20 protein-coding genes are annotated in these 22,826 nt (G+C 73.6%); 11 read left to right on the top strand and 9 right to left on the bottom strand.

What is annotated here, in order from left to right:
- Positions 1 to 86 precede the first annotated feature (86 nt).
- Positions 87 to 1,391, bottom strand: coding sequence for an ABC transporter substrate-binding protein (locus IE329_RS01245; protein WP_190208839.1), 1,305 nt, complete (start codon positions 1,389 to 1,391; stop codon positions 87 to 89).
- Between the two features lie 552 nt (positions 1,392 to 1,943).
- Here IE329_RS01245 and IE329_RS01240 point away from each other — a divergent pair.
- Entirely contained in the window at positions 1,944 to 2,912 is a 969-nt protein-coding gene (locus tag IE329_RS01240) for an extracellular catalytic domain type 1 short-chain-length polyhydroxyalkanoate depolymerase (RefSeq protein ID WP_190208838.1), read from the top strand.
- A gap of 117 nt (positions 2,913 to 3,029) precedes the next feature.
- Here the strand turns inward: IE329_RS01240 and IE329_RS01235 are convergent, their stop codons facing one another.
- Complete coding sequence (locus IE329_RS01235) at positions 3,030 to 3,677, bottom strand: DJ-1/PfpI family protein (protein ID WP_190208837.1); 648 nt, start codon at positions 3,675 to 3,677, stop codon at positions 3,030 to 3,032.
- Positions 3,678 to 3,748: 71 nt separating this feature from the next.
- Here IE329_RS01235 and IE329_RS01230 point away from each other — a divergent pair, with 71 nt between their 5' ends.
- Together IE329_RS01230 and IE329_RS01225 are read left to right on the top strand one after the other, a co-directional pair.
- Positions 3,749 to 4,702, top strand: coding sequence for a helix-turn-helix domain-containing protein (locus tag IE329_RS01230; RefSeq protein ID WP_190208836.1), 954 nt, complete (start codon positions 3,749 to 3,751; stop codon positions 4,700 to 4,702).
- Between the two features lie 492 nt (positions 4,703 to 5,194).
- Positions 5,195 to 6,901, top strand: a complete 1,707-nt coding sequence (locus IE329_RS01225) for a SpoIIE family protein phosphatase (protein ID WP_190208835.1) — start codon at positions 5,195 to 5,197, stop codon at positions 6,899 to 6,901.
- Positions 6,902 to 7,038: 137 nt separating this feature from the next.
- Here the strand turns inward: IE329_RS01225 and IE329_RS01220 are convergent, their stop codons facing one another.
- Both IE329_RS01220 and IE329_RS01215 read right to left on the bottom strand, forming a co-directional pair.
- Positions 7,039 to 7,290 carry a uroporphyrinogen decarboxylase/cobalamine-independent methonine synthase family protein gene (locus tag IE329_RS01220; RefSeq protein WP_190208834.1) on the bottom strand — a complete coding sequence of 84 codons (252 nt, stop codon included), beginning with the start codon at positions 7,288 to 7,290 and terminating at the stop codon, positions 7,039 to 7,041.
- A 200-nt stretch (positions 7,291 to 7,490) separates the two neighbouring features.
- Positions 7,491 to 8,129: a hypothetical protein gene (locus tag IE329_RS01215; RefSeq protein WP_190208833.1), complete on the bottom strand. Its 639-nt coding sequence runs from the start codon at positions 8,127 to 8,129 to the stop codon at positions 7,491 to 7,493.
- A 456-nt stretch (positions 8,130 to 8,585) separates the two neighbouring features.
- On the opposite strand from IE329_RS01215, the gene IE329_RS01210 reads away from it, so the two are divergent.
- The gene (locus tag IE329_RS01210; RefSeq protein WP_229927071.1) at positions 8,586 to 9,428 is read left to right on the top strand and encodes an NAD(+)/NADH kinase; all 843 of its coding nucleotides are present in this window, start codon (positions 8,586 to 8,588) and stop codon (positions 9,426 to 9,428) included.
- A 37-nt stretch (positions 9,429 to 9,465) separates the two neighbouring features.
- On the opposite strand, the gene IE329_RS01205 is transcribed toward IE329_RS01210, so the two are convergent.
- From IE329_RS01205 to IE329_RS01185, 5 genes are all read right to left on the bottom strand, one after another.
- Positions 9,466 to 9,825 carry an STAS domain-containing protein gene (locus IE329_RS01205; RefSeq protein ID WP_190208832.1) on the bottom strand — a complete coding sequence of 120 codons (360 nt, stop codon included), beginning with the start codon at positions 9,823 to 9,825 and terminating at the stop codon, positions 9,466 to 9,468.
- The gene (locus tag IE329_RS01200; RefSeq protein WP_190208831.1) at positions 9,822 to 11,162 is read right to left on the bottom strand and encodes a SpoIIE family protein phosphatase; all 1,341 of its coding nucleotides are present in this window, start codon (positions 11,160 to 11,162) and stop codon (positions 9,822 to 9,824) included. Before IE329_RS01200 ends, IE329_RS01205 begins: the two co-directional genes overlap by 4 nt.
- Positions 11,162 to 11,971 (bottom strand): alpha/beta fold hydrolase, encoded by an 810-nt coding sequence (locus IE329_RS01195; protein ID WP_190208830.1) that lies wholly within the window; start codon positions 11,969 to 11,971, stop codon positions 11,162 to 11,164. Before IE329_RS01195 ends, IE329_RS01200 begins: the two co-directional genes overlap by 1 nt.
- Before the next feature lie 285 nt (positions 11,972 to 12,256).
- Entirely contained in the window at positions 12,257 to 13,624 is a 1,368-nt protein-coding gene (locus IE329_RS01190; protein WP_229927070.1) for a lipase family protein, read from the bottom strand.
- 546 nt (positions 13,625 to 14,170) lie between these two features.
- Entirely contained in the window at positions 14,171 to 15,397 is a 1,227-nt protein-coding gene (locus IE329_RS01185; RefSeq protein ID WP_190208828.1) for a PucR family transcriptional regulator, read from the bottom strand.
- A gap of 138 nt (positions 15,398 to 15,535) precedes the next feature.
- On the opposite strand from IE329_RS01185, the gene IE329_RS01180 reads away from it, so the two are divergent.
- The 7 genes from IE329_RS01180 to IE329_RS01150 all read left to right on the top strand — a co-directional run bounded on the left by IE329_RS01180 (position 15,536) and on the right by IE329_RS01150 (position 22,729).
- Positions 15,536 to 17,029 (top strand): long-chain-fatty-acid--CoA ligase, encoded by a 1,494-nt coding sequence (locus IE329_RS01180; RefSeq protein ID WP_190208827.1) that lies wholly within the window; start codon positions 15,536 to 15,538, stop codon positions 17,027 to 17,029.
- 185 nt (positions 17,030 to 17,214) lie between these two features.
- Positions 17,215 to 18,063, top strand: coding sequence for an alpha/beta fold hydrolase (locus IE329_RS01175; protein ID WP_190208826.1), 849 nt, complete (start codon positions 17,215 to 17,217; stop codon positions 18,061 to 18,063).
- 173 nt (positions 18,064 to 18,236) lie between these two features.
- Positions 18,237 to 19,484, top strand: coding sequence for an ABC transporter substrate-binding protein (locus IE329_RS01170; protein WP_190208825.1), 1,248 nt, complete (start codon positions 18,237 to 18,239; stop codon positions 19,482 to 19,484).
- Entirely contained in the window at positions 19,481 to 20,341 is an 861-nt protein-coding gene (locus tag IE329_RS01165) for a branched-chain amino acid ABC transporter permease (protein WP_190208824.1), read from the top strand. The genes IE329_RS01170 and IE329_RS01165 overlap by 4 nt, the downstream gene beginning before the upstream one ends.
- Position 20,342: 1 nt before the next feature.
- Complete coding sequence (locus IE329_RS01160) at positions 20,343 to 21,287, top strand: branched-chain amino acid ABC transporter permease (RefSeq protein ID WP_190208823.1); 945 nt, start codon at positions 20,343 to 20,345, stop codon at positions 21,285 to 21,287.
- Positions 21,284 to 21,997 (top strand): ABC transporter ATP-binding protein, encoded by a 714-nt coding sequence (locus tag IE329_RS01155; protein WP_190208822.1) that lies wholly within the window; start codon positions 21,284 to 21,286, stop codon positions 21,995 to 21,997. Before IE329_RS01160 ends, IE329_RS01155 begins: the two co-directional genes overlap by 4 nt.
- Before the next feature lie 3 nt (positions 21,998 to 22,000).
- Positions 22,001 to 22,729, top strand: coding sequence for an ABC transporter ATP-binding protein (locus IE329_RS01150; RefSeq protein ID WP_190208821.1), 729 nt, complete (start codon positions 22,001 to 22,003; stop codon positions 22,727 to 22,729).
- Positions 22,730 to 22,826 lie beyond the last annotated feature (97 nt).

The following is a 22,826-nucleotide window of genomic DNA, read 5'->3' as shown; positions in this document are numbered from 1 at the left end:
GGGGTGGGGGTGGGACGGGGCGCGCCGGACCGGGAGCGCGGCGGCGGACGGGCGGCCGCGCCCCGGGAGCCGCCGGGCGGACGGCGTCAGCCGGCGATGGTGCGCCGGCTGTCGGACCACTTCTTGTTCAGGTCCTTGAAGAAGCTGTCGGCGTCGCCGCCGGCGCTGCCGCGGGCGACGTCCACCAGGCGCCGGCGGTAGTCCTGCGAGGTGATGCCGATCTCGGAGGCCTTGTCGATCTTGTTGACGATGTCGATCTTGCTCTGGCTCTCCTGGATGAAGCGGACGTTCTTCTCCTGGAAGGGCTTGAGGCTGTCGGGCAGTGCGGCTCCCTTGACCGAGGAGATCGAGGCCTCGGCCGCGGCGCTGCCGGACTTGGTGATGAACCAGTCGAGCCAGGCACGGGCGGCGTCCTTGTGCTTGGAGTGCACATTGACCGCGTACTGGTAGTCGGGGCGCAGCACCGAGCAGAACTGCCCGCCGCTCCGGGCGGGGAAGGGCATGAAGCCGATCGTCGACGGGTCCTGGCCCGCGGCCTTGGCCGCGGCCTGCATCTGGGAGACCGCCCAGGAGCCGAGCCACATCGTGCCGACCTTGCCGGAGCCGATCAGCGTCTTGGAGTTCTCCCAGTTGCTGGTGGTCGGGTCGGGCTCGGCGAGCTTCTCGTGGACGATGTCGAAGAGCAGCTTGTCCGCGGCGTGGAGGTCCTTGCCGGCCGTCCACGGCTCGTCGGTGTCCGCGAGGGCGTCGCGGGCCCCCGCGTCACAACCGGGCGAGCCCAGGACGTTGCTCCAGTTGGTGAGCGGCCAGCCGTCCTTGTAGTTGGTGTAGTACGGGATGGCGCCGGTTCTGGCCTTGACGGCCTTGAGGTCCTCGATGAACTGCTCGGGGGTGGCCGGCCACTCGGTGATGCCGGCCTGCGCCCAGACGGCCTTGTTGTAGACGAAGCCGTTGGCGACGCCGATGTTGGCGAGGCCGTAGACCTTGTCCTTGACGGTGGCGTGGTCGGTGTAGTCGAACGTCGTGGCCAGCGAGGTGTCACCGAGGGGCGCGAAGAACGTGGGGTACTGGCCGACGGAGAGGGAGTTCGGGATCAGCAGGACGTCACCGTAGCTCTCGGTGTTCATCCGGATCTTGGTCTCGCCCTCGTAGTCGGTGAGCCCCTCGAAGTTCACCTTGACGCCCGGGTAGAGCTTGTTGAACTCGGCCGCGTACTTCTTGAGCGTGCCGTCCTGGACGAGGTCGGTCCGGTTGGTCAGGACGGTGATGTCACCGGAGACCTTCGCCGGGTCGCTCGGCGCGTCGGCCGAGGACGTACCGCCCCCGCCACTGCTACAGGCAGTGAGGGCGGTCATCGTCGCGGCGGCGACAGCCAGCCATCCTCTTCGCATACCTGGTCACTCCTTGGTGCTGTGGGTGGTCGATCGCACGGTGATCGCAAGGGGAGAGCCGCACGGGCAGCTGAGGCCCAGCAGGCTGATGGACGCTTAACGTAGACGTCACATCGAGGCCTGTCCATAGAGCGGTCAAGTTCTTCGTACAGCCAATTGAATAGCCTCCATGCCCTAACAAACTAAAACTTTACTTAACGAAAATGGGAAGTGGCCCAATTCGGGCAACGGCGGGCCCAGGGCTGGACATCGTTGTCTTCCACGGTCCAGACTCGACCGGCGCGATCCGCCCACTCCCCCGACCCGTCGCGGCCACCCCGCCGCGCACTCCGCCGGGTCCATCACCATGCGTAAGCACCGGGCCGGGTTCCGGCGCGCCTGCCGGGAGCCCACCGCCCCGGGCGGCCGCGTCGTCCGCCGCACCCGCACCAGCCGGCCGGCGACCCGCCCGCGCAGTCGGACGCGCAGTCGGACGCCGGCAGCCCCCGGGCCGGCCGCCCGCACGTCCGGCGCCCCGTACGGGAACCACCCCGCCGAGCAAGGGACCTCCGCATGCCGATCCGCACCGCCCTCGCCACCGCCGCGCTGGCCGCCGCCGCGCTGGGCGCCGCACCCCTCCCCGCCACCGATGCCGCTGCCGCTGCCGCTGCCGCGCCCGGCCGGTGCACCACCGGCGCCGGGGACACCACGGTGCAGGTGCCGTTCGAAGGCACCGAGTACGCCGTACGGGTCCACGTCCCGCCCCGCCGGCCCGGCGGCGGCCCGCTCCCGCTCGTCCTCACCCTGCACGGCAGCCAGAACACCGGCCAGGGACAGCTCACCTACACCGGCGTCGCCCGCACCGCCGACGCCCAGGGCTTCATCGTCGCCGCGCCCGACGGCGCCGTGCCCGGCGGCAACGGATTCATCTGGAACGTCCCGCAGGTCACCCCCGCCGGCACCCGCGACGACGTCGCGTACCTGAGCCGGGTCATCGACACCCTGACCGGCGCCCTGTGCGCCGACCCGGCCCGCGTCTACGCGACCGGGTACTCCGGCGGCGGCCGGATGGCCTCGGCCCTCGCCTGCGCACTCCCCGGCCGGCTGGCCGCCGTCGCGCCGGTCGCCGGACTGCGTGCCGGCCGGCCCGACCCCGCCGACGAGGGCCTGCCCGACCCGGCCTCCTGCCGGCCGGCGGAGCCGGTGCCCGTCCTCGCCTTCCACGGGCAGCAGGACCACACCAACCCGTACGACGGCGGCGGCTCCGCGGCGTGGCGCTACCCCGTCCCGGTCGCGCTCTCCCGCTGGGCCGAACTCAACGGATGCCGGCCCGGGGCGACCACCACCCCGGTCACCGGGCACGTCACCCTGACCACCTACGGCGGGTGCCACGGCGGCGCCGAGACCGCCCTCTACACCGTGGCGGACGGCGGCCACACCTGGCCCGGCTCCCCGTACGAGTCCGAGGGGAACGGCGCCACCACCCGTGAGATCGACGCCAACACGCTGATGTGGCAGTTCTTCCGCCGCCACCACCGCTGAACCGGCCGCTGCCCGGGCGGGCAGCGGCCGGACGGGCGGACAGCGGACGGACGAGCGGGCGGACGGGCAGCGGCCGGCGTCAGCCGGAGGGCGCGGTGCGGCCCTGCCGGGTCCGGATCACGGCCGCCCGGATCCGCCGTCCTGGGCGCCGCCTTCGGCCGTCCACGCGTAGTCCATCTGACGGGCGGTACGACGGGCGAGTCCTTCGCCGAAGATCCGGCCCACGATGTACAGGCTGGCGTCGATGCCCGCGCTGATCCCCGCCGAGGTGACGAGGTCGCCGTCGTCGACCCAGCGGACGTCGGTGCGCAGCCGGACGTCGGGCCATCGCCGGGCCAGTTCCTCCTGGTCCTCCCAGTGGGTCGTGGCCGGGCGCCCGTCCAGTGCTCCGACGGCGGCCAGCAGGAAGGCCCCGGTGCAGATGCTGAACGTCAGGGCGGAGCTCTTCCGGCGCCGGCTCAGCCAGTCGAGGACCTCCGGGTCCGTCTCGACCGCGGTGGTCACGCCGCCGGGGACGACCAGCACGTCGAAGGGCGGATCCTCGTCGAGCGTGTGGTCCGCCACGATCCTCAGCCCTCCACGGGCACGGACGGGCCGGCCGGTGGCCGCGACCGTCAGGACGCGCAGCAGGGGTCGGCCGTCCTCGGTGCGCGCCAGGCGGCCGGCGGTGCTGAAGACCTCGAAGGGGCCTCCCAGGTCGAGGACCTCGACCTCGTCGAAGAGGAGCATGCCGAAGGTCAGCGGAGTGGTGGTGTCGGGCTTCATGCCACCAGGGTGGGGCTCGGCGGATGCCGTCCGGCAGTGTCGGAAACGGCGCGCACCGCTAGGATTCCGTCATGCGCCGTCACCGGATCACCTGCCTCGCCTTCGACGGCATGGCCCCGTTCGAACTCGCCACGGTCGCCGAAGTGTTCGCGGTCTCCCGGCCGGAGCTGGACGTGGAGTGGTGGTACCGGTTCGAGCTGTGCGCCGAGACCCCGGGCCCGCACCGCGTCGTGGGCGGCTTCGACATCGTGGTGCACCACGGTCTGGACCGGCTCCGGTACGCCGACACGGTGATCGTCCCGGGCGTCGCGGACGTGCGCCGCGACGTCTCCCCCGCCGTCCTGGCCGCGCTGCGGGACGCGCACGCGCGGGGAGCACGTCTGGTGTCCATCTGCAGCGGCGCGTTCGCCCTGGCCGCGGCGGGCCTGCTGGACGGCAAGGAGGCCACCACGCACTGGCGGCACGCCCGGCTGCTCCAGGAGCGTCATCCGGAGGTGGTGGTCAACGCGGCGGTGCTCTACGTCGACCACGGCTCGGTCGTCACCGCCGCCGGAACCGCCGCCGGCATCGACGCCTGCCTGCACCTCGTCCGCACGGACCACGGCGCCGACGTTGCGGCCCGGGTGGCCCGCCGCATGGTCGTGGCCGCACACCGCGAGGGCGGCCAGGCCCAGTTCGCGGAGCATCCGGTGGGGAAGGCGCCGTCCGACGACCCGGTCGGCCACGCTGTCCGGTACGCGCTGGACAACCTGCACCGGCGTCTCACCGTCGACGAACTGGCCGGCGTCGCGCACCTGTCGGTGCGGCAGTTCGAACGCCGCTTCGTCGAAGCGGTCGGTCTGCCGCCAGGACGCTGGATCACGCAGCGGCGGGTCCGGGCCGGCGCCGCGCTGCTGGAGTCCGCGGACCTTCCGGTCGAGACCGTGGCCGCCCGGGTGGGCCTGACCGTCGCCGGGTTCCGCCACCACTTCCGGGCGACGACGGGTGTCAGCCCCTCGGCCTACCGCCGCCAGTACCGGCGCTGACCGCACCCGGCGCCGGCGGCCCGCCGCGCACCCGCAGCGGTGGCGGTGGCGTCGTGACGGAATCCATCCTGCGGCCGGTGGCCCTCCGGGGGCGACGCGGTGCCTACGGCGCGGCGGTTCCCGGCTCCGGCGGGAACGGCTCTGCGTGCAAGGCCGGCAGCGGCAGCCGATCCGGGGAAACCGGGTCAGCGGCAGCGGTGTCACCGCGGACGGGCAAGCACGAGGACGGGAAGGGCCGCAGGATGGAATCGTGCCGGCGGCCCCGACGGCCGGCACCGGGCCTCGGCGGAGTGCGGAGGAGACATGACGGAACGGACGGACCGACGGAACCCCGGCCCCGGAGCCCTCGGCAGAACAAGCGGCACCCAGGCGGTTGCCGAGGGCGATCAGCCGGACCGGTCCGTGACCGGCGGCGGCGGGTCGTCGGCATCCGGCGCCCGGCCCGGCGGTTGCAGCCGTTGAGGGAGGTGAGGTGCGGTGACGTGCGGCCCGGTGCAGCCCCCCGGTGGGCCGGAGGGCGTGGAGCGGCTGCTGACCTCGGCCTTCGAGGGTCTGGCGGCCGGAGTCCTGCTGGTCGACGCGCGTGGGCGGATCCTCGCCGCCAATCCGCGGGCCGAGCAGCTGCTGGGCCGGCGGGCCGCGGCGATGGCGGGGGCGGACGCCCACGATCTGCTGCACCGCGGCCCCGACGGCGCCGTCATCCCGCGCTCGCAGTGCGTGCTGCTGGCGGTCGCCGAGCACGGCAGGCCGGCCTGGGGCGACAGCGACACCTTCCTGACCGGTGACGGCCGGGCCCTGCCGGTGCGCTGGTCGGCGGCGCCCGTCGTGCAAGCGGGCCGGACCACCGGCCTGGCCGTCCTGTTCGCCGACATGGCGGGCAGCAGCGCACCCGTCGGGCGGGAGGCCGCCCGGGTGGACCTGCTGGAGGACCTGGCCGAGCAGCTGACCCTGGTGAGCGCGATCACCGAGGTGCTCTCCGAGACGCTCGACGTCGAGGAGGCGGTGGACCGGCTCGGCCCCCTGCTCGTACCCAAGCTGGCCGACTGGGTGGCGGTGGACCTACGCACCCCCGAGGGCGAAGTCCGCAGGGTCGCCGTTCTCGGCCCGCAGGGCCGGGACACCGCCCTGGAGGCTTGGCGGGGGCCGCTGCCGCCACCGACGACCCTCTCCCGCTCGGCACTCGTCCGGGTGCTCCACGGTGCGCAGCCCGTGCTGCTCGGCCCGCACGAGATGGCCGAGCCGCCGGACGCCCCGCTCGCCGCCGTCCAGGCCGGGTTCCTGCGCGTCCTGGGCGCGACCTCGGCGGCCGTCGTCCCGCTGACCAGCGCCCGCGAGATCACCGGCGCGATCACAGCGGTGCGCACGCGCCCGGACCGGCCCTTCACCGACCGCGAACTCGCCCTGCTCGCGGACATCGGCCATCGGGCGGGCGTCGCCATCGACAACGCCCGGCTGTTCGGGGAGCAGCGGGACATCGCCACCGCCATGCAGCGCCACCTGCTCACCGAGCTCCCGCAGAGCCGGGGCCTGCAGCTGGCCGCCCGCTACCGGCCTGCCCCGGCCGGCTCACGGGTCGGCGGCGACTGGTACGACGCCTTCGAACTCGGCGACGGCAGCACCGCGCTCGTGATCGGCGACGTGATCGGGCACGACCTGCGGGCCGCCGCTCGGATGGCCCAGCTGCGCAACCTGGTGCGGGCCCTGGCCTGGGACCGCCACGAAGCACCGGCCGCCATCGTCGAACGGCTCGACGACGCCATGACGAGCCTGACCGACATACCGATGGCCACCATGATCCTCGCCTACGTGGAGGGGCCCCCGGACGGTCCGCGGCAGGTGCGGTGGAGCAGCGCGGGACATCCGCCACCGCTGCTGCTGCCCACGACCGGGAGCCCGTCCGACGGCCGGGCGCGCTACCTGGAAGCCGGCCAGGGGATCATCCTCGGAGCCGGCGGCGACCCCGAACGCCCCACCGGTCGGCAGCAGCTACCGGCCGGCTCGACCCTGCTGCTGTTCACGGACGGCCTGGTGGAGGTGCCGGGAGCCGATCTCGGGGCCGGCCTGGAGGAGCTGCGCCGTCTCGCGGCCGACCTCACGCGGCTCCCCCTGGAGGATTTCTGCGACCGGATCCTTGAGGCCATACCGAGCGGCAGCACGGACGACACCGCCCTCCTCGCGGTCCGGGTGCCACCGGACTGAGCGGGTCGGCCTGGTCCGGGGCGCGGGCCGGCGGGCGTGCGGGCCGGCTCCGCGAACGGCCGGACCGCGAGCGCCTGGCCTGCCGCGGCGACGAGCGGTGGTGCGGGCGCTTGCCCCTGGGCCCCGGGTGGACCACCTCACTCGCGCGACCACTCGGTCTCGGCCTCGGGCTCACCCACCGCATCGGCCCCCTCCCAGACGCGGACCCGGACCGCCCGAGGGCCAGGGGCAGGCCGGGAGAGCGAGCGCACGAACACGTCCCGCAGGTGGTTGGCCGCCCGCTGCGGCGTCCCTTCGTACTCCAGTGGATCCGGCAGCGGGGCAGCGTCCTGCCGGGACCATCGTCCGTCGTCGTCCTGTACCTCCAGAACCCACCTGAACTGACTCATCCCGGCCTCCCGTGCCAACGGTCCCACCCGGGACAACGCTATGGGCGGGGCGGATCGACCGCGACCGGCGCACCCGGTACGGCCGGCCCGGTCGCGCCCGCGGGCCCGGCCGCACCGACCAGGACCGCCGGCGTCGGCACGGCCGGGGCGTGAGGAGCGCCCGGCCGACACGGGTGGTGGGCCGGGCGCGCGGTCGGGGGTCAGTGGAGTGGGCCGCAGAGGGCCGGGGCGGTGGCCTCCTGGGGAAGCATGGGGTTGAGTTCGCTGGCTCCGAGGACGGTGTCGTACTTGCCGTTCTTGTTGTAGTCGATGCCGTGGACCACGACCACGGCGTTGTCGTGGCGGACCTGTCGGGCGACGTCGTCGGTGATCTGGATGGTGCGGGAGTAGGTGTAGGTGCCGGCCGACGGGAAGCGGTCGATCGCGAGGGCACTGTTCGGGCTGGTGTCGCCGGTGGTGGTGAGCGAGGTGCCGATGGCGCCGTAGGCGCGCAGGCCGTCGGTGGTGGAGGTCGCCAGGTGGCCGTTGTGCAGACGCGAGTCGTCGGTCGTGGGGCACTCGCCGGAGCCCTTGACGTGGATGTGCATCGCGTGCGGGGCGTGGTCGAGCAGGCCCCGGACGTGGATGGTGATCTTCGCGTCGTGGCCGTGCAGGACGACGGTGGCGGTGCCGATGCCCTGCACGCGGTTGTTGGCGACCGGCAGCAGCAGCGCGTAGGTGAAGGTGTTGCGCTGGTCCTGCTTCGGGGACGGGTGGTGGCCGGTGTCGGCGGAGGCCACGGCCACGCCGAACGGCATGACCAGGGCGGCAACGGCAGCGGGAATCAGGAGCTTCCTCATCGGGACGTCCTTCGGGAGGGAGAGCGCGCGGGGGCGATCCGGGTCGCGGCCGGAGCCGTGCGGAGCCCGGGCGGAACGACGGCTGGGCGTCTACGCTCGCGGTCACGCGCCTCTACCAGGCATTCGGCGCTCCCCCGCGGACGGATGGGCCTGATCCGCACATTCCCGCTCACACCCACGTCCGGACGGTGGTCGTGGCCCGCTCGCGGGGGGATTCCGTGACGGGCGGGAGCGGGCCGTCCCTGCGCACGCGGTCCCGTCCCTGCGCAGGGGGTCCAGTCGTGGCGCAGGGGGTCCCGTCGTGCCGGGCCGGCCGGGCCGACGGGCGGCGATCCGGACCGACGTGAGCAGGGGGCCCGGCGGTGACCTTGAAGGTCGCGACCGGCTGTGCGTGACTGGAGGGAGCACTTGTGGCCCGGCCGACATCGAGGTGCCCGGATGGGATTCATCGGCACGGTGGGACTGTTACTCCACCCGGAGCGCACCTGCGCGCCCACGGTGGAGGCCGTGGTCCGTTGGAGCCGGGCCCGGGGGACGAAGGTCCTGGGGCTGGCGGCGGAGGTGGCCAGGATCGGCTGCGAGGCCGTCCCGGTGGAGGCCGAGGAGATGGCCACCGGCGCCGACCTGATGATCAGCCTCGGCGGGGACGGCACCATGCTGCGCGCCATGCGGCTCGCCACCGGGGGCCACGCCCCGGTGCTGGGCGTCAACGTCGGCCGGCTGGGCTTCCTCGCCGAGGTCGACATACCGGAACTGCCCGCCGCGCTGGACGCCGTCGATGCCCGCCGTTTCACCGTCGAGGCCCGCTCCGGCGTCCACGCCCGCTTCGGGGACGCGCAGGAGGCGGCCCTGAACGACGTCGTGCTGCTGCGCAGCCCGGGACACAAGTCCGCGGCGGTCGCCGTACGGGTGCAGGGCGAGCCCTTCGTCGCCTACACGGCCGACGCGGTCGTCGTCGCCACGCCGACCGGCTCCACCGCGTACAGCTTCTCCGCCGGCGGGCCGATCGTCTCCCCCAATGCGGAGGGGCTGCTGATCACTCCCGTGGCACCCCATGCCGCGTTCAACCGTTCCGTGTTCCTCTCCAGCGGCGAGCGGCTCGACCTGGAGGTCCTGCCGCACAGCGGCGACCTCGCCGTCGAGGCCGACGGCATCCTGGTCGGCCGGGTCTCCCCGGGCGACGTCGTCGAGGTGACGATGCTGCCCGGCGCCGCGCGCGTCGTGCGCCTCGGCCGCACCACGTTCTACCAGCGGGCCCAGCGCAAACTCCGGCTCTCCGGCTCGGCGGAACACGGCTGAGGGCCGTCCCCGTCCGGAGCCGGGGGTCGGGGACCTGTCAGCTTTCGGTCCGTGCGGCCCATCGGTCGACGGCGTCCTCGGCCGTGGGATAGCTGGCGAAGACCCGGCTGAGGCCCGTGATGTCGAAGATGCGGGCCACCTGCGCCGGCACCCCGGCCAGGGCGATGTGCGCCTGGTGGCCGACGGCGTGGTTGCGGGCGGCCAGCAGCAGGGTGATCCCGGTGGAGTCGCAGAAGGTGAGGCCGGTCAGGTCGACGACGAGGAGCCGGCCCGGGCCCGGGGCGAGCCCCAGCAGCACCTCCCGGGCGCCGGGAGCACTGTGGAAGTCCAGGTCCCCGGCGATCTCCAGGACGGGCCCGGTGGGTGTGGCGCGGACGGTGGTGCGCAGGTCGGTCACTGCTTCGGCTCCGAAACGGGATGGGGGACGCTGAGCGCCAGCAGGGCGGTGTCGTCGTCCACGCCGCTCCCGAGGGTGTCCAGCAGCCCCTGCAGGGCGGCGATGGCCGCGGGAGCGGTGGTGGGCGCCAGGGCTGCGGTGAAATCCAGCAGCGCCGCGTCGCCGTAGCGGCCGTCACCCCCGGTCCTGCCCAGGGGCGTGGTGTGGGCCTCGGTGAGGCCGTCGGTGTAGAGCAGGACGGTGTCCCCCGGGTCCAGGCGCACGGTGGTGGTGGCGATGTGGGGGTCGGGGATGACACCGATCAGCTGGCCGCCGGGAGTGGGCAGGTGGCGGGCGCTGCCGTCGGCACGCAGCAGTATCGCCGGGGGGTGCCCGCCGGCCGCGAGGGCGAGCTCGAAGCCGGCGGTGCCCCGGTCGGGGGTGAGGACCCCGAAGAGGACGGTGCAGAAGCGCGGGTCGGTGCCTTCGTACTCGTGGGTGAGGACGGTGTTGAGGTTGGCGAGGACGGCGACGGGGTCGGGGTCGTAGACGGCGGCCGCGCGGAGCGTGTAGCGGGCCAGCGAGGTGACGGCGGCGGCGGCCGCGCCCTTGCCGCACACATCGCCCAGGAACAGGCCCCAGCTGCCGTGGGCGAGGGGGAAGAGGTCGTAGAAGTCGCCGCCGACCTCGTCGGCGGAGGCGATGTGGTAGTGCGCGGCGACCTCCAGGCCGGCCGGTGCGGTCAGGGAGGGCGGGAGCAGGGTGCGCTGCAGGGTGGTGGCCAGGCGTTGCAGGCGTTGCCGTTCGGCCTCCACGGCGCGGTGCGCCTCCTCGGCCGTCCGGCGGGCCCGGTCGGCTTCGCGCCGGGCCTCCTCGGCCTCCTGGCGGGCGCGCAGGAGTTCGGTCTCGTAGGCGCGGCGGTCGCGGGCGTCGAACAGGGTGGTGCGGATCAGCAGGGGTTGGCCGTCGTCGCTGGTCTTGACGGTGGAGGTGACCAGGACGGGCATCCGGGTGCCGTCGGCCGCCTTGAGTTCGAGGGCGATGCCGCCGATCTCCCCCTGCATGCTGAGCAGCGGGGCGAAGTGCGTCTCGTGGTAGAGGCGACCGCCGACGGTGAGCAGGTCGGTGAAGCGTCGGCGGCCCACCAGCTCCTCGCGGCGGTAGCCGAGCCAGCTCAGGAGAGTGGTGTTGACCTTGGCGATCTGCCCGTCCATGAGGGTGGAGAGGTAGCCGCAGGGGGCGTTCTCGTAGAGGTCGACGGCGCTGTCCTCCAGCATCGCGGAGAAGCGCGCCGCGTCGTCGCCCTCGGGGGCCGTGCCGCGTCCTTCCGGTTCGTCGCCGCCGCCGGCCCTGACCATCAACGGAGTGCCCGGACGAAGTCGATGATCGCCTCGGCGGTGGCGTCGGGGGCGCTCAGCTGCGGGCAGTGACCGGTCGCGGGCAGGGTGACCAGCTTGCTGCCGGGGATCCGGGCGTGGACGAAGGCGCCGACCTCGGGCGGCGCGATGGCGTCGTCGGAGCACTGCGCGACCAGGGTGGGGACGCCGACCTTCGCCAGGTCGGCGCGGTTGTCGGAGCGGAAGGTGGTGTGGGCGAAGGCACGGGCGATGGCCGGGTCGGTGCGGCAGAAGCTGTTCGTCAGCTCTTCGCCGAGCTCGGGGCGCTCGGGGTTGCCCATGATCACCGGCGCCATCGCGCCGGACCAGCCGAGGTAGTTGGAGTCCAGCGACTCCAGCAGTTCGTCGATGTCCTCCGCGCTGAAGCCGCCCCGGTAGCCCGTCGCCTCGTCGTCCACGTAGCGCGGGGAGGGGGTGAGCAGGACCAGGCCGGTGAACAGGTCCGGCTCCCGGACGGCCGCCAGCACCCCGACCATCGAGCTGACCGAGTGCCCGACGAACACGACCGGCCCAGGGTCGAGGGCCCGCAGGAGCTGCAGGACGTCGTCCGCGTAGCCGTCCAGGCTCGCGTACCGCTCCTCGCTCCAGGCCCCGAGGTCCGAGCGGCCGGCCCCGACATGGTCGAACAGCACCACCTTGAAGTCCTCCGCGAGCGCGGGCACGACCAGGCGCCACATGTTCTGATCGCAGCCGAAGCCGTGCGCCAGCACCACCACGGGGCCGTCGCCACGGCCCGTGACCACGACGTGGTTCCTCTTCATGACGTCCATCCCCCGATCTTCGCAGGGAATCCCCGCCTTCCGGCGGCGCGGGAGGGCCGGCTCCCGTCCGGGGGCGCCCCGCGCCGGCCGCCGGGGTCGTCGGACGGGCGGTGCCGGCCGCGTGAGGTCGACGGGGGGCGGGGCCGGGCCGGGCGCGCACGACGTCCGAATCCCGGGGCCGGCCCGTTGAAGCGCCGGCCCGTCGTGGACCCGCCCGGGGGCCGGTGTCCCGGGCCGCACCGGAGCGGTGCGCCCGCCCCGGGCCAGGAGCCCGGGGCGGGCGCACCGTGCGTGTCAGTGGACGATGCGCTCCACGATCCAGTCGACCAGCGGCTTGGTCACCTGGCTGTGCACGGTGTTCTCACCGTCGCACTTGAACTCGTCGAGCGCGCTCTTCTCGTCGGCCCCCTCGACCTTCTCGTACGGGTCGACGTCCCACTCGGCCGGGTCGTAGTCCAGCGCGACCGCGCTGACGGAGGGGACGAAGCAGCTGAACTTGTAGGCCTCCGGGATGGTGGCCCCCAGCGCCCCCGCGATCTTGCCGAAGGAGTCGAGGGTGCCGCCCGGCGCACCGTCGAGGCCGGGGACGTACGAGGTGAAGCCCCGTCGCACCTGGCCGGCGGCCCGCATCTCGCCGATCGGCTTGCGCGCGCCGCCGTCGGGCTGGAAGTTGGCCCGGGCGTAGACGACCAGCGGAACCTGGTACTCGAACACCTCGCCGCCGGGCGGCAGGTCGCGGCCGGTGCCGGTGCCCGTGCCGTTGGCCACGCCCAGCTTGCGCGGCCGCCGCGGGAACTGGCCGAGCTCGCGCAGCTCGTGCAGGAACTGCGTGCGCAGTTCGCTGGAGGTGGCGACCGGGCCCTCGTACTTCGCGTCCGGGACCCAGGCGTACAGCAGTTGCTGCGCGGCCGGGCTCCTGATCAGCTCGGCCTCCTTGACCTTGCCGGGCTCGGCCGGCAGCGACTCGAAGAAGTAGGCCATCTGCTGGAGGACCAGCGGGATCCAGGCGCCGTTGTGCGGGGAGTCCCAGGAGAGGTACGTCCCGGTCTCGTGGTCCTGCTCCTTGTCCTCCATCTCCGCGAGGGCGTAGCGGGTGATGATGCCGCCCATGCTGACCCCGCCGACGATCAGCGGCGCCTTGCCCTCCCGCCGCCGGATGACCTCCTGGACGGCGCTGATCACCACCCCGGCGTTGGCCTGGATGTAGGTGTGCCGCTCCTCGAAGCCGACCAGGACGACGTCGATGCCCGCGGTGAGCAACTGGTCGAGGAAGCCGGAACTGCCGCCCGGGTAGGGTGCGTTGAAGTGGGCGAACAGCCCCGGCAGGTCACTGCGGCCGTAGTTGAAGCCGTCCGCGAAGATGAACGGCCTCACCAGCTCGTCGTGGCCGTCGGCGAGGTACACCGCGGCCTCGCCGAGGGCCACCTCCCGCCGGTACGGCCGGGCGGACCGCAGCGGCAGGGTGTACTTCGGCTCCCGCCCGTCGGCGCGCGCCGGGCCGGCCGCGGTCCCGAACCAGGGGCCCGGCGGCAGTTGTCCGGCGAACTCCGCCGCCTTCTCGACCGAGAACGCCTCCTCCGTCTGATTCCATGTCGTTTCGACATCGATCCTGGCTTCCTGCGCCATGGGGACAGCCACCGCCTCTTCGCTGGTGTTGTTCACGAACCGGACACGGCGCGCACCGCGGTGACATGCGAACGGGCAGGAACAGCCGAGGAGTTGCCGGAACTCGCCACACCTGCCGAGGCCCGTCTCCTGGCCCTCGCGGTGATTCACCGCAGCGGCGCCATCACGCAATGTGCCGCAAGTTCGCATAAAAACCGAACCGCCGCGCCGACCGGCCGGCCTTCGGAATGGGGAACTCGTCGGCGGCGACCGACCCTCCGGGATCCCGCAACGACAACTCGCCCGCCCCGCACGGTCTCTCGCGGCGCCGGATCCCCACCCGCGGCCGCCTCCGGCCGCCTCCGCGAGCGACGGGTGGCCGCGGCCACCGCGCCCACGGCGCAGACGTTGGACCGGACATGGACCGGCCGAGCCCGTGCCGGGGTACCCGGAGAACCGGCCCCGCCCACGGAGGAGTTCGGCCCCCGCGGAGTTCGGTGCCGACCGCCGTGGTGGCGGCGAACCCCCGGGGGGCGACGACGCGGAAGCGTCAGGCCGGGACCAGGGCCGGCGGGGACCAGGGCAGGGCCCGGCCGGTGCGGCTCAGCCCGGCGTGGCCGGTCCTGCGCCGGTGCTCTCCCCCTCCGGCGGGAGCAGCCGGAACGCCTGGAGGGCGGCGCCGATCTCCAGCACGGCCTGCGGGTCCTGGAGCGAACGCCCGGTGGCGGACTCGATCCGGCGCAGCCGGTAGCGCACCGTGTTGGCGTGGACGTACAGGCGGCGGCCCGTCTCCACGGCCGAGCCGGCCGCCGCGAACCACTGCTCCAGCGTCTCCAGGAGCCGCTCCCGTTCCTGGGCGGGCAGCGCCAGGATCGCGCTGAGCCCGGTGCGGGCCAGGTGGGCGGCCTCGGCGGGGGCGGCGGCCACCAGTACGGCCAGCGGGTTGTCGTCGAAACGGGCGACCCCGGACTTGCGGCCGCCGAGGGTGCCGAGGGCCAGCCGGGCGAACCGCAGGGCCTGCGGGGTGTCCCGCAGCGAGTCGTAGGACGGGCTGACGCCCACCCGGGCGGAGTGCTTGCGCAACGCCCGCAGGGCCGCGGACTCCGCGGTCGGCGAGGGGAGGGCCACCACGCCGATCTGCTGGTCGGGCAGCAGGCGCCAGGCGGACGGGACGTGGGTGGCGCGCAGCGCGGCCTCAATGCCGGGGAGGGCCTCCCGCCCGGGCGCCGGCACCTCGGCGGCCACCACGAGGAAGCGTCCCTGGGCGGGCAGGCCCAGGGTGCGGGCGGTCTCCCCGAGCGTGGTGCGGTCGGCGATCACGCCGGTGAACAGGGCCTCCACGAGCACCGACCGCTCGTGCTCGCGCTGGAGCATCAGCTCCGAGGTCGTCTCGCGGTACGCCGCGGCCACCGCCATCGAGTACTCGCCCGCCAGCCACCACACCTCGGCGGCCAGGGCCACCAGCATCGAGTCCGTGACGGCGGGGTGGTGGCGTGCCTCGGTGACCAGCTCGGACCAGAGGAACTCGAAGCCGATCCGGTACGCGTGCAGGGTCTCGGCCAGCGGGACGCCCTGCTGCGCGCGGACCCGGCCGGTCTCCTTCGGCGGGCCGGTGTCCACGGGTGCGGCGTTCGTGAAGTGCCGGAGCATCAGCTCCAGGTTGCGGGTGCAGGACGTGCGGATGGACGCGAACGGGACGAGGCTCTCGTTGCCGTAGGACTCCACCTCCGCGCGCATCCGCCGGGCCAGCCGCTCGCCGAGGTCCGGAGTGCGCCGCAACAGGACGGCCGCCACGCCGATGATCTCGCTGGGGGGTGCCTGGCGTTCCATCCCTGCAGCGTACCGAGGGTGTGATTGTTTCCGGGGACAAGCCGGCGGCCGGGATGTTGTGGTCACAACCATGGGGCGGCGCGGAAGCGGGCCCGACGATGGCGGCACCGTGAACGGAACATTTCCGAGAGGTCGACCATGCCCAACCTCGTCCGCTGTCTGCTGGAGTCGGCGCAGCGCCACCCCGAACGGCCCGCCCTGCGGCTGGGCACGGCGACGGTGACGTACGCCGGGCTCGACGAGAGCTCGGCCCGGGTGGCCGCCCTGCTGCGATCCCTGGGCGTCACGCCGGGTGACCGGGTGGCGTTGATGCTGCCGAACGTGCCCGAGTTCGTCACGCTCTACTACGGGATCCTGCGGGCCGGCGGCGTCGTCGTCCCGATGAATCCCCTGCTGAAGGAACGGGAGGCCCGGTACCACCTGGAGGATTCCGGGGCCGCGCTGCTGTTCGTCCGGCACGACGGGGCGGCGGAGGCCGTGCGGGGGGCCGCGGCGGCCGGGACCCGCGTGGTCGGCGTCGAGCCGGCGGCCTTCGCCGCGCTGCTCGACGGGCACGAGCCGCTGTCGGAGCCGGTCGCCGCCGAGGACGACGCCGTCGCGGTGATCCTCTACACCTCCGGCACCACGGGCCGGCCGAAGGGCGCGGCGCTCACCCACGGCGGCCTCGCCCACAACGCCGAGGTGAGCGCCACCTCCGTCCAGCAACTGACCTGCGAGGACGTCATCCTGGGCTGTCTCCCGCTGTTCCACACCTTCGGCCAGACCTGCGCGATGAACGCGGCCGTGCACAGCGGGGCCGCTCTCACCCTGCTGCCGCGCTTCGCCGCCGGCGCCGTCCTCGACGCGATCGCCGGCGACCGGGTCACCGTCTTCGCCGGGGTGCCGACGATGTACGGGGCGCTGCTGCACGACCCCGCCGCCCCGGGTGCGGACGTCTCCTCGCTGCGGCTCTGCGTGTCGGGCGGCGCGTCCCTGCCGGTGGAACTGCTGCACGACTTCGAGCGGACCTTCGGGTGCGTGATCCTGGAGGGCTACGGCCTGTCGGAGACCAGCCCCGTGGTCACCTTCAACCACCCCGACCGCCCGCGCCGGGCCGGCTCCGTCGGGACGCCGATCCGCGACGTCGAGGTCCGGCTGCTCGGCGAGGACGGCATGGCCGTGCCGCCCGGCGCCGTCGGCGAACTCGTGGTCCGCGGCCCGAACCTGATGCAGGGGTACTGGCGGCGGCCCGAGGAGACCCGGGAGGCCGTCCCGGACGGCTGGCTGCGCACCGGGGACCTCGCCCGCCAGGACGAGGACGGCAGCTACTCGATCGTCGACCGCAAGAAGGACCTGATCATCCGCGGCGGCTACAACGTCTACCCGCGCGAGATCGAGGAGCTCCTGCACGAACACCCCGATGTCGTCCAGGCCGCCGTCCTCGGCGTCCCCGACGAGCGGCTCGGTGAGGAGGTCGTCGCGGCCGTCGTGCTGCGCCCGGGGGCCACGACGGGCGCGGCGGACCTCCGGACGTACGTCAAGCAGCGCCTGGCCCCCTACAAGTACCCCCGGCACGTCTGGCTGCTGGACGCGCTGCCGCTCGGCCCCACCGGCAAGATCCTCAAACGCGCCATCACCGCGCCCCGTCCCTGACCGGCCGGCCCCGGCACGACCGTCCGACCGGCCCGACTGCGACCGACTGCGACCGACTGCGACCGACGACGGCAACCAGCAGCCCGCCCTACCAACGCCCCCCGGCCACCCGACCACCCGACCACCCGACCACCCGGCCGAGTACGACCGGCACCACCCTTCGGCAACCCCACCAGGAGACAACGGTGTTCACCTTCACCAGCATCGACGGCCTCGACGTCCACGTCCACGAGTGGCCGGCCGACACCCCGCCGCGCGGCGTCGTCCAGATAGCCCACGGCATGGGCGAGCACGCCGCCCGCTACACCCCGCTCGCCCGGGAGCTGGCCGCCCGCGGCTATGCCGTGTATGCCGGCGACCACCGCGGCCACGGCCTCACCATGCGCCCCGGCCGGCCCGGCGTGCTCGGCGACGACGGCTGGAACCTGCTGGTCGAGGACCTCGCGGCGCTGACCCGGATCGTCCGTGCCCGCCACCCCGGCCTGCCGGTGGTGCTGCTCGGCCACAGCCTCGGCTCCTTCGCCGCCCAGCAGTACCTCCTGGACCACGCCGCCCTGGTCGACGCCGCGGCGCTGTCCGGCACCACCGCCGTCGACCGGCTCCTCGCCCACCTGGCGGACAGCGGCGGCGACGTGATGGCGGTGTTCAACGGCCCCTTCGAGCCCGCCCGCACCGGGGCGGACTGGCTCAGCCGCGACGAGTCCCAGGTCGACGCCTACATCGCCGATCCGCTGTGCGGCTTCACCCTCGACGAGCCGTCCATGGGCGGCCTGGCCGCCGCCGCCACCGGCCGTCTCGCGGAGCCCGCGGGCATCCCCACCGGGCTGCCGCTGTACGTCCTGGTCGGCGACCGCGACCCGCTGAACCGGCGGACCGAACTGAGCAGCCTCGCGGTCGAGCGCTACCGGAAGGCCGGGCTGACCGACCTCACGTACCGGATCTACTCCGGGGCGCGGCACGAGCTGTTCAACGAGACCAACCGCGACGAGGTCGTCGGCGACCTGACGGACTGGCTCGACCGCGTCACCGCCTGAGCCCGGCAGCGGAGGAGCCGCCGCGCAGCCCCCGCACCGCCGCGGCCGGTCCGCAGCACCCGATCCGCCGCGGCCGGTGCGTACCGCCCGAACCACGGCGCCCGCAACACCCCGATCTGCAGGACCTGTTCCGCAGCACCCCTCATTCGTATCCCTCGTACGGAGGTTCTGTCATGCGTTCACGCACCGCAGCCGCCCTGCTGGCCGCCGGCTCGATCGCCTTGTCCACCACCGCCTGCGGCCCGGGCTCCGGCCCGGGCGGCGACGACACCAAGGTGAAGGTCGGCGCGATCCTGTCGATGTCCGGCGTCTACTCGACGCTCGGACCGGCCGAGAAGAACGCCATGACCATGGGCGTCGAGGAACTCAACAGGACCGGGTTCACCGTCGCCGGCCGCAAGCACACGCTGGAGATCGGCTACGCGGACGACAAGTCGGACCCGGCGACCACCGGCGTCGTCGCCCTGCGGGACATGACGCAGTCCCAGAAGCTGCCCGTGATCGCCTACGGACTGGGCTCGGCGACCTATGTCCCGCAACTGAGACGCAAGCCCGTCCCGATGATCAACATCCTGGACAGCAGCTACCCCAGCGTGCTCGCCCAGGACCCGCACCTCTACCTCACCCGCGGCGGCTCCGACACCTACGTGCCCGGGTGCCTGAGCTACACCAAGCAGAAGCTGGGCACGAAGTCGATCGCGGTGATCACCGCCAAGGGCGAGCCGTACGGCGAGGGCCTCACCCAGCTCGTCCAGAAGTCGGCCCAGGCCGAGGGCGTCAAGGTCGTCGCCACCAGCGACTACCCGCTCGGCTCCACCGACTACGGCAACGCCATCAACACCGCGGTGGCCGCCAAGCCGGACGCGGTCTACCTCAGCAGCGTCACCGGCGTGATCCTGCCCGTGCTCAAGCAACTGCGGCAGTCCGGCTGGACGGGCCCCGTCCTGCACAGCAGCGGGGTCAACCCGGACCAGGCCAGGGCGATCCTCGGCAATCAGTTCAACACCCTGATGAAGGACAACTACGACTGCGCCGGGACGCTGCCCACCACCTCGGCCCACCCCGCCACCGCCGCCTTCGCCAAGGCCTACCAGGAGCGCTGGCACGAGTACCCGCAGGACCTCACCATGTGGGCCTACGACTACCCCTTCATCGTCGCCGCCGCGATGACCGAGGCCGGCTCCACCACCGACCCCGTCAAGATCGACCGGGCCCTGGGCGCCATCAGCATCCCCAAGGGCACCGTCAGCGGCTGGCTGCCCAACCCCGGCGACCTGCTCTTCACCGACCACGGCGCCCGCACCACCTCCGAGGTCACCACCTGGTGCCCCGCGACGCAGACCATCGCCAGCGCCATGACCTTCGACCACCGCGACGGCGCGATCGTCGACCAGGTCTTCGCGAAGGACGCGTGCGGGTGAGCCAGGTCCTCGTCAACGGGCTCTTCCTCGGCTGCCTCTTCGCGGTCGTCGCGGTGGGTCTCACCCTCGTGTACGGCGTCATGGAGGTCCCGAACTTCGCGCACGCCGGCGTGATCGTCCTGGCCGCCTACGCGACCTGGGCGGCCGGCGACGCCGGCGCGCCGTTCGCCCTCGCCGCCCTCGCCGGGATCGCCTGCGGCGCCGTGGTGTCGGTCCTCACCGAAGTCCTCGCCTACCGCTGGGTGGTGGACAAGCCCGCCGCCTCGCCCGCGGTGGCGCTGGGCCTGCTGCTGATCCTCCAGAACACCGCACTGCGCGGCTACGGCGGCGCGGGACGCTCCCTCGACACCCCCTACGACACCGTGCTGTTCAGGATCGGCCCGGTCACCCTGCCCGGGGTGAAGGTGGCACTGGTCCTGCTCGCCGTGCTCTCGCTGGCCGCCCTGCACCTGCTGCTGTCCCGCACCTCGCTGGGCCGCGCCATGCGCGCCGTCGCCCAGGACCGCGAGGCCGCCGCGATGCTCGGCGTCCCGATACGCCGCCAGTACACCCTGGCGTTCCTGATCGCCGGGCTGCTCGGCGGCGTCGCCGCGATCGCCTACGCACCCACCTTCCAGGTCTCGCCGTACATGGCCGACGACGTCCTGCTCAGCGCCTTCGTCGTGGTCGTCCTCGGCGGCCTCGGCAGCGTCCGGGGCGCGGTCACCGGCGCGCTCGTCCTCGGCGTGGCCGAGAGCCTCGGCTCCGCGTACGTCAGCTCGGCGTACCAGAGCGCCTTCGGATTCCTCCTGCTCGTCCTCGTTCTCGTGCGGTGGCCCTCCGGGCTGCGCAGCACGGATGCCAGAAGGGTGGCCTGAGATGCCCGCCTCCAGCACCGCCCGGCACGCCGCCGCACTCGGCCCGGTCGCCGCCGTCAGTGTCCTCGCCCACGTCCTCCTCATCGGGTTCCAGGGCGAGGCCGGGCAGCTGACCCTGCTGGCCGTCTCCTGGACGATCGCGCTCACCGGCCTCAACTTCGTGCAGGGCATCGCCGGTTACCCGAGCCTGGCGCAGGCCTCCTTCTTCGGCGGCGGTGCCTACCTGTCGGCGATCCTGCTCGACCACGGACTGCCGGCGGCCCTCGCCGCGGCCCTCGCCGTCGGCGGGACGATGCTGGCCGGCCTCGTCGTCGGGCTCGTCTTCAGCCGCACCCGCGGCCAGTACTTCGCCATCGGCACGATGTTCTTCACCGCGGTGACCACCCTGGTGTTCACCAACGCCGCCGACTGGACCGGCGGGCCCGACGGCCGCCCGGTCGGCCTGGGTTTCCCGCTCGACACCACCCTGCTGCTGCTCGCCGGCTCGCTCGGGCTCGGCCTCGCCGCCTTCCACCTGCTGGCGGGCACCCGCTTCGGGGCCCGGCTGCGGGCCGTACGGGAGGACGAGGACCTGGCGCAGCACCTCGGCGTGCCGACCGCGCGGGTCAAGCTGGTGGCGATCGTGGTCTCGGCCGGGTTCGGCGCCTGGGCCGGTGTGCTGTTCGCGCAGTACAACGGTGTCGTCGCACCCTCGCAGTTCACCTTCGTCCAGAGTTTCCTGATGTTCGTGGCGATCGGGATCGGCGGGGCGGGGCGGCTGTTCGCCCCGCTGGTCGGCAGCGTCCTGGTGCTCGGCCTCACCCAACTGGTGAACTTCGGGCCGGGGGTGAGCCAGATCGTGCTCGGGGCGGTCTTCATCGCCGTCACGCTGGTCGCCCCGCACGGCGTCCTCGGCGTCCTCGGTGCGCTGTGGGACCGGATCCGGACCAAGGCGGTGACCGCATGAGCGCGCTGCTCCAGGTCGAAGGGCTGGTCAAGCGGTTCGGCGGGGTCACCGCCGTGGACGGGGTCTCGTTCGGGCTCGAAGCCGGCGCCGTGCTCGGCCTGATCGGCCCGAACGGCTCCGGCAAGACCACCCTGCTCGGGATGCTCGCCGGTACCCACGAGCCGACCGCCGGGCGGGTCCTGCTCGACGGCCGGCCGGCCCACGGGCGCGGCGCCCACCGCGCCGTCCGCACCGGGATCGCCCGTACCTTCCAGACCACCCGGCTGTTCCCCGGCTGGACGCTGCGCGAGGGCCTGCGGCTGGCACGTGGCGAACACCGGGGGCGGCGCGGGCGCCTCGGCGACGAGGAGGCGGCTGCCCTGCTGGGCCTGGACGGGCTCCTGGACCGGCCCTGCGGTTCGCTCACCAGCGCCGCCCAGCGGCTGGCGATGATCGCGCTGGCGCTGGCGACCGGCCCGCGGGTGCTGCTGCTGGACGAGCCCGCCGTCGGGATGGACGACGAGGAGGCGGGCGCACTCGCGGCGGCCGTCCGGAGGGTCGCGGCGGAGCTGCGGGCGGCCGTGATCGTCGTCGACCACAACATGCACTTCCTGATGCCGCTGGCCGACACCGTGACGGTGCTGGCCGCCGGCGCCGTCCTCGCCACCGGGACCCCGCAGCAGATCCGCGCCGACGAGGCGGTCATCGCCTCCTACCTGGGAGAGGCCTGACCCATGCTCACCGTCGAGGACCTCACCGTCGCCTTCGGCCCCACCACCGCCGTGCGCGGCGTCACCCTGCACGCGGCCCCGGGCACCGTCACCGGCATCCTCGGGGCCAACGGCGCCGGCAAGAGCACCACCCTGCTGGGCATCCACGGCCGGGTCCCGCGCAGCAGCGGGCGGATCGTGCTCGACGGGCAGGACGTCACCGGCCACGACACCCGCGCGCTGGTCCGGGCCGGCCTCGCGCTCTGCCCGGAGAACCGCCGGCTGTTCCCCGGCCTGACCATCGAGGACAACCTGCTGGTCGGTGCCCACGGCCAGGGCCGCAAGGTCCGGCGACAGCGGCTGCGGGGGATCTACGACCGCTTCGGCTGGGTGCACGCCCGCCGGGCCGAACCGGCCGGGCGGCTCAGCGGGGGCCAGCAGCAGACCGTCGCCATCGCCCGCGCCCTGATGTCCGACCCCAGGCTCGTCCTCCTGGACGAGCCGTCCAGCGGCCTGTCCCCGGTGGCCGTGGACGAGGTCGGCGAGGCGCTGCGGGACATCGCCCGGGCGGGCACCGCCGTCCTGCTGGTGGAACAGAACGTCCGCCTGGTCCGTCAGCTCTGCTCCACCGCCTGGGTGATCGCCCACGGGGAGATCACCGCCCACGGAACGGTGGCCGAACTGTTCGCGGCGGGCGCCGTTTCCGACGCCTATCTCGGAAAGGCCACCGTTCCACCGGATTCCGGATCGTAGAATCCCGCCGGGCTTTCCCCCGGAACAGGCATACCCGGCCGACGCCGCCCATCCGGCGTCGGCCGGGTATTCGTGCGCGCCGGCGGGGATTCCTGCA

It is taken from the genome of Kitasatospora indigofera, from assembly GCF_014655955.1.
Classification (GTDB): Bacteria; Actinomycetota; Actinomycetes; order Streptomycetales; family Streptomycetaceae; genus Kitasatospora; species Kitasatospora indigofera.
The sequence above is the reverse complement of the archived record's forward strand: the minus strand, read 5'-3'. Positions and strand labels throughout refer to the sequence as shown.

What these genes read in the sequence shown, in the direction of transcription:
- IE329_RS01245 (WP_190208839.1), bottom strand. Translation starts at nt 1,391, where the DNA reads ATGCGAAGAGGATGGCTGGCTGTCGCCGCCGCGACGATGACCGCCCTC.
- IE329_RS01240 (WP_190208838.1), top strand. Translation starts at nt 1,944, where the DNA reads ATGCCGATCCGCACCGCCCTCGCCACCGCCGCGCTGGCCGCCGCCGCG.
- IE329_RS01235 (WP_190208837.1), bottom strand. Translation starts at nt 3,677, where the DNA reads ATGAAGCCCGACACCACCACTCCGCTGACCTTCGGCATGCTCCTCTTC.
- IE329_RS01230 (WP_190208836.1), top strand. Translation starts at nt 3,749, where the DNA reads ATGCGCCGTCACCGGATCACCTGCCTCGCCTTCGACGGCATGGCCCCG.
- IE329_RS01220 (WP_190208834.1), bottom strand. Translation starts at nt 7,290, where the DNA reads ATGAGTCAGTTCAGGTGGGTTCTGGAGGTACAGGACGACGACGGACGA.
- IE329_RS01215 (WP_190208833.1), bottom strand. Translation starts at nt 8,129, where the DNA reads ATGAGGAAGCTCCTGATTCCCGCTGCCGTTGCCGCCCTGGTCATGCCG.
- IE329_RS01200 (WP_190208831.1), bottom strand. Translation starts at nt 11,162, where the DNA reads ATGGTCAGGGCCGGCGGCGGCGACGAACCGGAAGGACGCGGCACGGCC.
- IE329_RS01195 (WP_190208830.1), bottom strand. Translation starts at nt 11,971, where the DNA reads ATGGACGTCATGAAGAGGAACCACGTCGTGGTCACGGGCCGTGGCGAC.
- IE329_RS01185 (WP_190208828.1), bottom strand. Translation starts at nt 15,397, where the DNA reads ATGGAACGCCAGGCACCCCCCAGCGAGATCATCGGCGTGGCGGCCGTC.
- IE329_RS01180 (WP_190208827.1), top strand. Translation starts at nt 15,536, where the DNA reads ATGCCCAACCTCGTCCGCTGTCTGCTGGAGTCGGCGCAGCGCCACCCC.
- IE329_RS01170 (WP_190208825.1), top strand. Translation starts at nt 18,237, where the DNA reads ATGCGTTCACGCACCGCAGCCGCCCTGCTGGCCGCCGGCTCGATCGCC.
- IE329_RS01160 (WP_190208823.1), top strand. Translation starts at nt 20,343, where the DNA reads ATGCCCGCCTCCAGCACCGCCCGGCACGCCGCCGCACTCGGCCCGGTC.
- IE329_RS01155 (WP_190208822.1), top strand. Translation starts at nt 21,284, where the DNA reads ATGAGCGCGCTGCTCCAGGTCGAAGGGCTGGTCAAGCGGTTCGGCGGG.
- IE329_RS01150 (WP_190208821.1), top strand. Translation starts at nt 22,001, where the DNA reads ATGCTCACCGTCGAGGACCTCACCGTCGCCTTCGGCCCCACCACCGCC.